The 11,095-nt window shown below is 36.4% G+C and carries 9 protein-coding genes and 1 pseudogene; 2 read left to right on the plus strand and 8 right to left on the minus strand.

Annotated elements, in window-relative coordinates:
* Positions 1–93 precede the first annotated feature (93 nt).
* Positions 94–1,674, plus strand: coding sequence for a transposase (locus tag U0M88_RS10075; RefSeq protein WP_331869724.1), 1,581 nt, complete (start codon positions 94–96; stop codon positions 1,672–1,674).
* 191 nt (positions 1,675–1,865) lie between these two features.
* On the opposite strand, the gene U0M88_RS10080 is transcribed toward U0M88_RS10075, so the two are convergent.
* From U0M88_RS10080 to U0M88_RS10095, 4 genes are read right to left on the minus strand one after another with little or no spacing between them, the layout of a single operon-like run.
* Positions 1,866–3,752, minus strand: a complete 1,887-nt coding sequence (locus U0M88_RS10080; RefSeq protein ID WP_168964959.1) for an extracellular solute-binding protein — start codon at positions 3,750–3,752, stop codon at positions 1,866–1,868.
* A 2-nt stretch (positions 3,753–3,754) separates the two neighbouring features.
* Entirely contained in the window at positions 3,755–4,588 is an 834-nt protein-coding gene (locus U0M88_RS10085; protein ID WP_117446820.1) for an ABC transporter permease, read from the minus strand.
* Positions 4,588–6,168, minus strand: a complete 1,581-nt coding sequence (locus tag U0M88_RS10090; protein WP_331869725.1) for an ABC transporter ATP-binding protein — start codon at positions 6,166–6,168, stop codon at positions 4,588–4,590. Before U0M88_RS10090 ends, U0M88_RS10085 begins: the two co-directional genes overlap by 1 nt.
* Before the next feature lie 20 nt (positions 6,169–6,188).
* Complete coding sequence (locus U0M88_RS10095) at positions 6,189–6,722, minus strand: helix-turn-helix domain-containing protein (protein ID WP_117446821.1); 534 nt, start codon at positions 6,720–6,722, stop codon at positions 6,189–6,191.
* A 194-nt stretch (positions 6,723–6,916) separates the two neighbouring features.
* Between U0M88_RS10095 and U0M88_RS10100 the strand changes: the two genes are divergently transcribed.
* Positions 6,917–7,900, plus strand: coding sequence for a hypothetical protein (locus U0M88_RS10100; RefSeq protein ID WP_117446822.1), 984 nt, complete (start codon positions 6,917–6,919; stop codon positions 7,898–7,900).
* Positions 7,901–8,103: 203 nt separating this feature from the next.
* Here the strand turns inward: U0M88_RS10100 and U0M88_RS10105 are convergent, their stop codons facing one another.
* From U0M88_RS10105 to U0M88_RS10120, 4 genes and pseudogenes are all read right to left on the minus strand, one after another.
* Complete coding sequence (locus U0M88_RS10105) at positions 8,104–8,850, minus strand: SDR family NAD(P)-dependent oxidoreductase (protein WP_331869726.1); 747 nt, start codon at positions 8,848–8,850, stop codon at positions 8,104–8,106.
* A gap of 21 nt (positions 8,851–8,871) precedes the next feature.
* Positions 8,872–9,429: an elongation factor P gene (efp, locus tag U0M88_RS10110; protein WP_022790080.1), complete on the minus strand. Its 558-nt coding sequence runs from the start codon at positions 9,427–9,429 to the stop codon at positions 8,872–8,874.
* A 72-nt stretch (positions 9,430–9,501) separates the two neighbouring features.
* A complete protein-coding gene (pnuC, locus tag U0M88_RS10115) occupies positions 9,502–10,731 on the minus strand; it encodes a nicotinamide riboside transporter PnuC (RefSeq protein ID WP_117446824.1) in 1,230 nt (409 codons plus the stop codon).
* A gap of 148 nt (positions 10,732–10,879) precedes the next feature.
* Positions 10,880–11,095, minus strand: a pseudogene (locus tag U0M88_RS10120) (pseudouridine synthase); the annotation flags it as partial.

Raw genomic sequence — 11,095 nt, forward strand, 5'->3', positions numbered from 1 at the left:
AGGGGGTCTAACAGTTAAAAGTTAGATCTAAAAAAGGACTGGAATTCCTTAAATGGAAACTCCAGTCCTTTTTGTCTGTAGTATAATTTAGTTATGCTACAAAACCAATTTAACCAAACAAATTATAATCATTATTCTGGTTTTGTGCAACTCTCTCTGCCATTTGATCTCTCTGTTAAAATAGATTCAAATGACCCTGTGTTTTCGTTTCTTGAAGCGGTAGAAGGGATTGATTTTTCAAAGTTTGTTAAGATTACCCGCTCAAATAATACACATTCACACGATAGAGTCATGTTGCTCAAGACCCTTTTGTTTGCTTTTCAGGAAGGCAATCGTTCACTGACGAAGATCGCACAGTTATGTAAGACAGATATTCGTTACATGTATCTGACAAATGAGGAATGTCCAAGTGCCATGGCATTTCAGAGAATGACAGAACAATTGAAAGAATCAATTGATGATGTTTTCTTTACGATTTCTAAACATATCGCCAGGGACTTAATGCTTTGTGATACGGATGTACAGTATATAGACGGTACAAAGATAGAGGCAAATGCGCATAAGAATTCATTCGTGTATAAAAAACGGATTATGAATGCAGAAACACGTCTGTTCGAAAGAATTACGGAAGATATCTATCGGCTGAACGAAACTTATGGATATCATTATCCGGTAAAAGGAAAATACGAAGCATTCGATATGGGTGTAATTTGTCAGTATCTTATGGAAGTTATCACATGTCAGAATATTCAGCTGGTCTATGGAAAGGGAAAAAGAAAATCAGAATTTCAGAGATTTTATGATCTTTTCCTCGGATACTATATAAAACTGAATGAATATGAATTTTGGCTGAACATCATGGGAAAGAGAAACTCCTGTTCTAAAATTGACCATGATGCAACATTTATGGCTACAAAATATGACTACTATAATCAGACGGGTGTAACACGTCCCTGCTATAACTGTCAGATTGCCGTATGCAACGGGATTATCACAAATTCGGATGTATTTCAAAATCCAGCCGATCAACATACATGGATTCCATTTATGGATCGTTACGAAGAAGCTTATGGAGAATGGCCAAAATATCCGGTAGCCGATGCAGGATATGGAAGCTATGACAACTATTTATATAATGTAGAGCATGAAATGGAACTGGTACAAAAATTTTCTATGTATGGAAAAGAAGAAGACAAGCAGTTTAAGAAACGAAAGTTCAATTCACTGAACTGGAAAATCAATGAAGAGGGATTCAAAATCTGCCCGGATGGTCGAGTGTTCGATCAGTATGGATACGACAGGATACAATATACAAGAAATGACAACCTGTCTATTACACAGATTTATACAGAAAAAAATCACTGTGAGGGATGCCCGCTCAAAGAAGAATGTACAAAAGGAAAGTATAGGACATACGGAAAGAACGTCATCTTAAATGAACTCCAGAAAAAAGTAAAAGAAAATCTATCCACTTCAGAAGGACAGGAAATGAAGAAAGAGAGATCGATTCAAGTTGAGGGAGCCTTTGGAGTGATTAAACAGGACATGGGATTTATACGATTTACCAGAAAAGGAATGAAAAGTGTAAAAATGGAATTTTTACTGGTATGTATTGGATATAATTTAAGAAAATATCACCTCTATCGAATAAAAACTGATAAGAAGGAAGCGTAGAAAGAAACCTTTTACACTGTAAAAAAAAAAAGAAATAAAAAAGATGTTTTTATAATGCCAAAAAACCAGCACATCAAGAGATGAACTGGGGATTTTTATTATTTAGGGGTTCATACACATATAAAAAGGGACTAATAGTCCAAAGTAGTTCAAAAACTACTCAACTGTTAGACCCCCTATTCAACATTCCTTTATTGTGCATTGCTGGCGGCAATTTTTACTCTTGACCAAAGATTGGCCATAATCACTCGTATATCCTCGTGATACTCAAAGACTTCATCTAGTTTGTAGCCGGAACGCGGTACATATGCATCGATTCCTTCATACAAACCATCCTTGCCGGACAATTCATCAAAAACTTCCTGATTCGAAGATGTATAACCTACGTAGCTGGAATTATCCATAGATGCCTCGTAATCACTGATAAAGTCGATAAACTCATAAGCAAGTTCTGGATTTTTCGCATTTTTAGGGATAACCATCGCATCACTCCACAAATTTGTTCCACTTTTCGGCATATAGAATCCCATATCCTCATTTTCACTCATGACGTAGGCAGCATCTCCACTATAGATCAACCCCAAGGCTTTTCGCCCTTGTGCCATATTATCGATAATTTCATCGGTCACGATTTCCGGTTCCATGGTTTCAACACATTCTAAAAGCCAATGATATGCTTCATCTAATTCTTTTTGATCGGTTGTATTCATAGAATAGCCAAGCGCTTTTAAAGCCATCATAAAGGAATCACGTTCTGAATCATATAAATAAATGTCACCTTTATACTTCTGATCTAAGAATATGTTATAGCCTTCTTTTTCCAAATCTTCTTCTGAAACTTTCGTTTTATCATATACAATACCTACACTTCCCCAGAAATAAGGTACTGAATAATCATTATTTGGATCATACGGCAATCCAATCACATCATCTACATAACGATCTAATGCCGGTTGAATCTTCTTTTTATCAAGTTTCATCAAAAGATCTTCTTGAATCAAACGTTCGATCATATAATCACTAGGCACTAAAATGTCATAGCTTTCTCCGTTTGCCACATTGATATACATTTGTTCATTTGAGTCAAAAATATCCATAACTACTTTAGCACCGGTCATCTCTTCAAACATTCCAATGACATTTTCACCTGTGTATTCTCCCCAGTTATAGACATGTAAAGTCTGCCCTGCATAGGGCTTATTCCCTGTTGATGAACCAAACTGGAAAAGGCCAAAGCCAAGACAGGCGACGATAATTGCTGTAATCCCATAACGTAACGGCTTATTTTTAGGCTTACCGGCTCTTTTCCTGGCAACGATTGGCAAGATATTGACTAATGCCAATACAATGGTAATAAATACGACAACCAGCGTGCTGATTGCATTGATACTTGGATTCACACGTTTAGACATTGTATAAACAATGATACTTAAGTTCTTAACACCTCCACCCGTTGTAAAGTAACTGATAATAAAATCATCAAAAGACATGGTAAAGGCAATCAGTGCACCCGATATGATACCCGGCATGATTTGCGGAACAATGACTTTATACAACGCCTGAAACGGTGTACATCCTAAATCCATAGCCGCATCCGCTAAATTCGGATCCAAACTACGAATTTTTGGCATCACACTCAACATCACATAGGGAATGCAGAAGGAAATATGAGCTAACAACAAAGTTGTAAATCCCCTTTCCACCTGCAGCGTAATAAACAACAACATCAAACCAATGGCAGTAACAATTTCCGGATTCATCAATGGGAAATCATTGATTTGCTGCACCAGATTTTTGATAATCTTACGAGACCGAGAAAGACCTATGGCTGTAATCGTACCAATGATAGTCGATATCAGTGTGGCCAGTAAGGCAATGACGATCGTAACATATAAAGATTCCATCATGCTGTGGTTTTCCAACATAGCCTGGTACCACTTTGTCGAAAAACCGGTAAAATGTGTTAATGATTTCGATTCATTAAAGGAGAATACGATCATAAATACAATGGGTAGATAAAAAAACGCAATACCTAAGATCGTCAACACCTTACCTATTAATTTTCTTTCTTTTGGCATGGTTAGTCCTCCTGTGTTCCTACGCGGGCGTCCACTTTACGAACCACCATCATCAACAACATCATGATTACCGCCATGATCATAGAAATCGCAGATCCAAAATTCCATTCCCCCACAGTAATAAATTGATTTTCGATCACATTACCGATCAGGAAGAACTGTCCTCCCCCTAACAACTTAGGAATAAAGAACGAAGATACGGCCGGCAAGAAAACCAACGTAATCCCACTCACTACCCCGGATAAAGATAAAGGAAAGATCACACGCAAAAAAGTTTGTACTCGATTCGCTCCTAAATCACTGGCAGCCTCCAGCAAACTTTTATCCATCTTTGTTAAAGAAGTGTGAATCTGTAAAATCATAAATGGCAAAAAGTTATAAACCATACCAATCAAAACAGCTGTTTGTGTATAGAGAAGCTCCGTGTTTTCCAAGCCAAACAAACTTAAAATGCTGGAAACAAGCCCATCACCGGATAAAATACCGATCCAGGCATATGTACGAACCAACATATTGATCCACATCGGCAGCGTAATTGCTAAAATCAAAATATTTTGCGTTTTCTGTGAAGTTCGCGAAATAAAATAAGCAATAGGATATCCGATCGCCAAACAGATCACCGTTGTTTCCAGTGCAATGCCCAATGAACGCCATAGAATCAGTAAAAAATCCGGATCTGTAAAAAACTTTATATAGTTATTAAAAGTTAACTGAAAAGAAACAATACTGTTTCCCTGTGACATTAAAGAATACAATAAGATCAACAGCATCGGAAGAAACAGCATCAAAACGGCCCAAACTATATAAGGAATGGCCAATTGTCTGAAATTGCGCATTAGAATCCCATCTTCTCCATAACATGAATATCTTCCGGGAAGAAAGTCAGTCCGACTTCTTTTCCTTCTTCCACAAAATCCGTTGTATGAATTTTAAATTCACGTCCGGTTGTCCAGAAAGTAACTTTATATACTCCCTCCGTAATGTTCTCCGGGTCAAAATCATAATCAACACTTAGGTCAATCGTTTCTTCTTCATTATCTAATTTCCACCCTTGCGCATTGGCCCATGTTTTCAAATCTGTATCTAAAGCCGGCGATTCAGAGATTTCATCTTTGGATTTAAAAAAGTTAAAAGCGCTGACAGCTTCATTCGCCTTTTTATTTTCAACCACTCTTTGATCTATAACCCAAATCTTACGTGTGACCTGCAATCCTGAACCAGTAGAGAAAGTGACACTGTACTCACCAATTTCTTCTTTCAGATCTGTATCGACCTTGATAGAGATATATTCATCCGTTTGTGGGTTCCAGGCCTGTGCATCAGCACGTGCTACAATTTCCTTGTCATCAATATCTTTCATGTCTTCCAAATCCAGATAGAAATCATTCGCACTTATAGCCTCTTTGCCATCTTCACTTAAAATATTCTCATTTTTGCGTACATGCATGTTTACCGTTACGTGTGTCCCAGGTACTGTTTCGACCATGATTTCATAATGAACGCCCTTAAACAATACATTTTCCACCGTACCTGTCATTTTACCCTGATCCACCGGTACAATATCTATATCTTCCGGACGGATCACAACGTCCACCGGTTCATTTTCCTTAAATCCTACATCCACACAATCAAAAGTAATATCATCAAAGCGCACCTTTTTATCTTCTAACATACGCCCCGGAACAATATTGCTTTCTCCGATAAAGTTGGCTACGTAGCGATTCACAGGTTCATTATAAATATCCTGCGGCGTTCCTACTTGTTGGATCTCACCCTCTTTCATGACTACGATTTTATCAGACATCGTTAAAGCCTCTTCCTGGTCATGTGTTACAAAGATAAATGTGATACCCACTTCTTGTTGAATGCGTTTTAATTCGTATTGCATCTCTTTACGTAATTTAAGATCCAGTGCACCCAAAGGTTCATCCAAAAGCAATACCGATGGCTCGTTGACCAGAGCCCGGGCAATCGCAACACGTTGTTGCTGTCCTCCGGAAAGAAGCGTTACATTTTTCTTTTCATATCCCTCCAAATTAATAAGTTTTAACATCTTCATTACTTTTTGTTCAATAATGTCTTTGCTCATCTTCTTTATTTTTAATCCAAACGCAATATTGTCGTATACGTTCATATGTGGAAACAAAGCATATTTCTGGAAGACTGTATTTAATTCTCTTTTATAAGGTGGTAATTTCAATATATCTTGTCCATCAAAAATGACCTGACCTTCCGTAGGTTCTAAAAACCCTCCCAAGATACGAAGAAGAGTTGTTTTACCACAACCACTAGGGCCTAATAATGTGACGAATTCATTTTCATAGATATCAAGATCAATGCCTTTTAATACGATTTGCCCATCAAAATCTTTCACAACATTTTTGAACTGAATCAGTTTATTCTTTTCGTTCTCCATAATACTTCCCCTTTTCTTTTCTAAAACATAGGTGGTGTTACCACCCATAAAAGTACTGCATCCTTTTTTCCGGTATTTTTAATAAAATGGCTGCGTGCTCCATTGAGATAAAAAGTCTCTTTAGATTTAAGGCGATAGATTTTCTTCCCCATCACCAATTCGACCTGTCCACTAAGAACATAACCAAACTCCTGTCCCTCGTTTGCCTTCATAATGAATGAACTGCATCCGGGATGAATCGTGATGCGGATAGGCTCCATCTCATTTTTTTGTGCATTAGGAACGATCCATTCCACAGTATGCTCATCTCTTTCATCAACAAAAAAGTCATTTTTTCCAAACGTTAACTGTTCTTCCGGTGTGGAATGGAAAAACTCGCTTAAATTTGTTCCCAATGCCTCTAGAATATCTTCCAATGTAGAGATGCTCGGAGATGTTAAATCTCGCTCTAATTGAGACAGGAAACCTTTCGTCAGTTCACTGCGGGAAGCTAGCTCTTCCAGTGTCAAGCCATTACGAATTCTTAGTTCTTTTATCTTTGATCCAATCTTCATAACATCTCTCCCTTGTTTTCTAACACTAAACTTTTAGTTTATTTAAAGAAACAAAATTATTATACATGGTTTAATACAGGAATCAATATAAAGATGAAAAAAATGAGGAAAAAGGTATTTTAATTCCTAGTTTATATCATAAACTTATTGTCTATGATATGATAAGAACGATTAATATTAAGCAGGAGCAAAATATGAAAGTAGCAGAATTAAGAAATATCATTAGCAACTACGATAAGAAAACAACGGATAAAGTTTTAGTGGAAATTTATAAAGCTTTGCCTAAATCGAAAAAAGAGGACATCGATCTTTTAATCCTAAACCCAAATGACTCAACAAAGAAAAAAAGTAAAATTGAAAAAGTAGACATCACAAATTTGGAAAGTGAAATAAATTATTTTATAAAATGCGCTAATAATGATCTCTATATTGCACCAAATCGCATTATAAGTAAAAGTGAACGATCCAAATGGCGATTTAAAGCCATGCGTTTTATCAAAGAGTTAAGATTATTTGATCCAAAAACTGAAGAAGGATTCACTGCAAGTAAATTATTAAAAGAATTATACGATTTGTTTTCAAAGGCTTCCCATTACTATATTTTTTCCAGCGATAACCCTTTTGGCTCCATCAAAGAATCACAAGTATCCTTAGCTTGCGAAATTGTCGATCGCCTTCTGATCAACAACAAAAAGGATGAAACGATTCAACTTTGCGCCTCTATTTTTAATCAGCCTCTTGACGCCAATACATTAAGCATAGAAATAGTTGCCAATATTTGTGCACTTCTATATAAACATAAGGTTGCCGACGAAGCTCTACACATGTTGATTGAAACATGTACCAGAAATAAACCAAACAAAGGTTATTCCACCAGCTATGAATACGATAAGCGCGAAAAATACGGTGTGAATGTTATGGCAATCGCTTGGTTATACACTCTAACAGAGGAATATGAAAAAGGTATTTCTTTCTTTAAAAAGAATTATCCCGATAAAGATGAAAAATACAAAGAAAATATATTGTTGGATCAAATATTAAAATACACCGCACCAGAAGAAATCTACATAAAGGAATATGAAGCAAACGAAAAACTTATCAAGAACAGTCACTTATTTGAAGAATTGACACAAACTTATAACGAATTTAAAAAGATTATAAAAGATACGGGCCACTAAATCGTCTATTTGAAGATAAAGTACATAGAGTAGTCATCACCAATTTATTGTCTATAGAAATAAGTAAATATTATTTATTGATTATAAAGTTATCCAAGTTCTATAATCATCTTAATCATAAAAACCGGTGTCATTTAACACCAGTTTTTTTCATTTCTCAATAAAAATAAAGGAATAGACTTTAAAATTGATAATCCCCATACTTAGCAACTGCCTACCTGGCCACCATCAATTCGTATAACAGTATTGTTTATATAATCCGCTTCCTTGCTGATCAAAAACTTTACAAGATATGCCACTTCCTTTGTATCACCATATCGCTTTACCATGATTTTCTCCACTTCTTCTTTTAAAAATTCTTCATCATAGCCATCCAACTCATTTTCTGTTCCGATAAATCCCGGCGCAATACAATTTACATGGATATAAGGAGCAAACTCAAAAGCTAAATTATGCGTTACAGAAATCAAAGCTGCTTTGGAAGCATCATAATCGATACACATCGGATAATATGTATTAATCCCATTTGTAGAAGCAATGTTTATGATCCGACCATACTCCTGATCCAACATATATCGATATACACGTTTGCTGCAGTTAAAAGCACCGACCACATTCACATCCAGCGTTCGGCGAAATTCCTCTGCATTCTTCAAATGGAATAAATTAGAAAGATCGATTGCCGCATTATTGATCAAGATGTCAACGCCGCCCAGTTCTTTTTCTATTTTCGTCACCATCTGATCGACCTGTTCCACATCAGAAACATCCGCACGAATCGACATGCAACGCACTCCATAGGTTTGCACGATTTCTTCTTCTAAAGATAGTGCTGCTTTTTGTGAAGTCAGATAGTTAATCACGATATTATATTTATTTTTGGCTAATTCTAAGGCGATAGCTCTGCCGATACCACAGGCCCCGCCGGTAATTAAAACGACTTTATTCATAATGTGAAAAAGAAGAGCCGATTAAGCTCTTCCTGCATACTTCCCATCTGTTGAGAATACAATAATTTTTTCACCTGGCTCGATGAACTGTGGAACTCGTAATGAAAGTCCTGTATCGGTCACAGCATCTTTGGTCTGGTTAGACGGTGCTCCCTTGATAGCCGCATCTGTTTCGGCTACTGTCAATTCAACTTTTTCCGGCACGGATACAGATAACAAGTCGCCTTCAAAGAACATCAAAGAAACCTCTGCCCCTTCAACGATAAAATACTTATTGAATCCAACCTGATCTTCACTCAGTTCATAAGTATCGTATGTTTCCATATCCATAAAATAGTAAGTATTATCGGCCTGGTAAGAGTACTGTGCTGTCTTCTTAGAAATTTGTGCCTGTTCAAACTTTGTGGAGGCATTGAAATTTCGTTCTTGTGTATTACCTGTTTTTAAGTTCTTCATCTTTGTCTTTAAGATGGCAGCTCCCTTTCCCGGTTTTACATGTTGAAAATCTAAAACCTGCCATGGATCTCCATCTACGATCAATGTTAATCCTGTTCTAAAATCTCCTGCAGAAATAGCCATAATTTTCACTCCCATTTCTTATTTTCTACATAATTTATTGTATCAGTTCTAAATCATATCCTCAAGAATTTATCAGAAGATCGATAGTTTCTCCTGTTCCTGATGGGATTTGATATATTTGCTCCATTTAATATATCCGTATGTTGTATTGGTAAAGTACCCCAGCTTTAGGATCAATAACACATACTGTCCAGAAATAATGTTGATCACCGCTTCTAAAGCTGCACAAATATACCAGGCAATCCATTGTTCTCTAAATCTAAAAAAGATAAACAATCCATTGGCAATACCAACAGCAGAAGCACAAGCATCAATATAGACGACAGCTGTTTCCAGTGTCTGATTATGATAGAAATCTGTAGTAATATCCAATCCACTGATAAAGTATCCAATAACTACTGTCCATACGATAATTCCGGCAATCACCAGTACTTCCTGCCATCCTTTTAAGCGACGAACAACTGTTAATTCGCTTTCTTCCTCGTCCTTATGCCTTGACCAGTTGATGTAACTGATGATGTCGATTGGCAACCAGAACAACAATGTCGTTGCCAGTGTCGCAAAACGGTACATCAAGACGAGAGACATGACAATTTCAGTGATTTCCACCAGTACTGAAACTAAGAAATTATACCTGGATTGTTTCGATATTAGAAGTTCACACAAAATATTTAAGAAGGTATCCAGTAGATACAGCCACATGATCAGAATTCCGTTGATTCCATTTGCACTTTCTTCCGGGAATAAAACGGAGAATATGGTAGCCAATACCATGATCGACATAAACCAAGATTTCTCATAGGTCGTAAATTGTCTTGAAAACAGCATCATGATCAAAAGAGATAAGACCAGAATGATCGATGCATTTGCAAAGTTAAAGATCGGCATGGACTGATTGGCCATTGTCTGCTCATAAGAATACTGTGCCTCTTGTTGACTGACATCTTCATGATCAAAATAAAGCTTTGTTCCATTGGCACTTTCAAACTCATATGCAGTAATAGTATCAGAATCTAGCTGCTCATATTCTTCATAAGGTAACGTAATAACCAATTCTTTATCACCGTTTCGATATGTTACATCACACATCGCATTTTCTTCACCATCGTAATCTTCCAGTTCCGTATCACGTGTCATTTGCAAACTTTGAACAAATTGAAGATTGCCTACATTCGAATGAACTTTAGATAATCCTACTCCATACGAAACAATAGACCCTATGATCAATAGAATTAGGATAATTATTTCGAAAGTCTTTAATTTTTTATTTGGTTCTATATTTTTTTGAAAAAACTGAATCATACAAAATCTCCCTCCGTTGAATTCAATAAAAACTCTCCTAAACACAAAATGCGTGGTTATTATAATTGATTTAGGAGATTTTGTAAATTTTTAGAACCCCTATGGATTTATATAAACATCAAAATTTACATAAACATTAAATAAATATTTAATCGTTGTGTGTTTTTAACAATTCTATCTCCTCCGGTGTAAGCGCTCTAGCCTGGCCAATTTCTAGGTCTTTGAGTTCCAATGGTCCAAAACATACTCTTTGTAAATATGTTACTTCACAACCTACCTTTAGAAACATACGCTTCACTTGATGAAACTTCCCTTCACTGATTGTAAGATACGCTTTATCTTGATCTAAAACCTCCAACTGGGC

Source organism: Faecalicoccus sp., assembly GCF_036552745.1.
Taxonomy (GTDB): Bacteria; Bacillota_I; Bacilli_A; order Erysipelotrichales; family Erysipelotrichaceae; genus Faecalicoccus.

Coding starts and splice junctions, on each gene's coding strand:
- U0M88_RS10075 (WP_331869724.1), top strand. CDS start 94: ATGCTACAAAACCAATTTAACCAAACAAATTATAATCATTATTCTGGT.
- U0M88_RS10080 (WP_168964959.1), bottom strand. CDS start 3,752: ATGCCAAAAGAAAGAAAATTAATAGGTAAGGTGTTGACGATCTTAGGT.
- U0M88_RS10085 (WP_117446820.1), bottom strand. CDS start 4,588: ATGCGCAATTTCAGACAATTGGCCATTCCTTATATAGTTTGGGCCGTT.
- U0M88_RS10090 (WP_331869725.1), bottom strand. CDS start 6,168: ATGGAGAACGAAAAGAATAAACTGATTCAGTTCAAAAATGTTGTGAAA.
- U0M88_RS10095 (WP_117446821.1), bottom strand. CDS start 6,722: ATGAAGATTGGATCAAAGATAAAAGAACTAAGAATTCGTAATGGCTTG.
- U0M88_RS10100 (WP_117446822.1), top strand. CDS start 6,917: ATGAAAGTAGCAGAATTAAGAAATATCATTAGCAACTACGATAAGAAA.
- U0M88_RS10105 (WP_331869726.1), bottom strand. CDS start 8,850: ATGAATAAAGTCGTTTTAATTACCGGCGGGGCCTGTGGTATCGGCAGA.
- efp (WP_022790080.1), bottom strand. CDS start 9,429: ATGGCTATTTCTGCAGGAGATTTTAGAACAGGATTAACATTGATCGTA.
- pnuC (WP_117446824.1), bottom strand. CDS start 10,731: ATGATTCAGTTTTTTCAAAAAAATATAGAACCAAATAAAAAATTAAAG.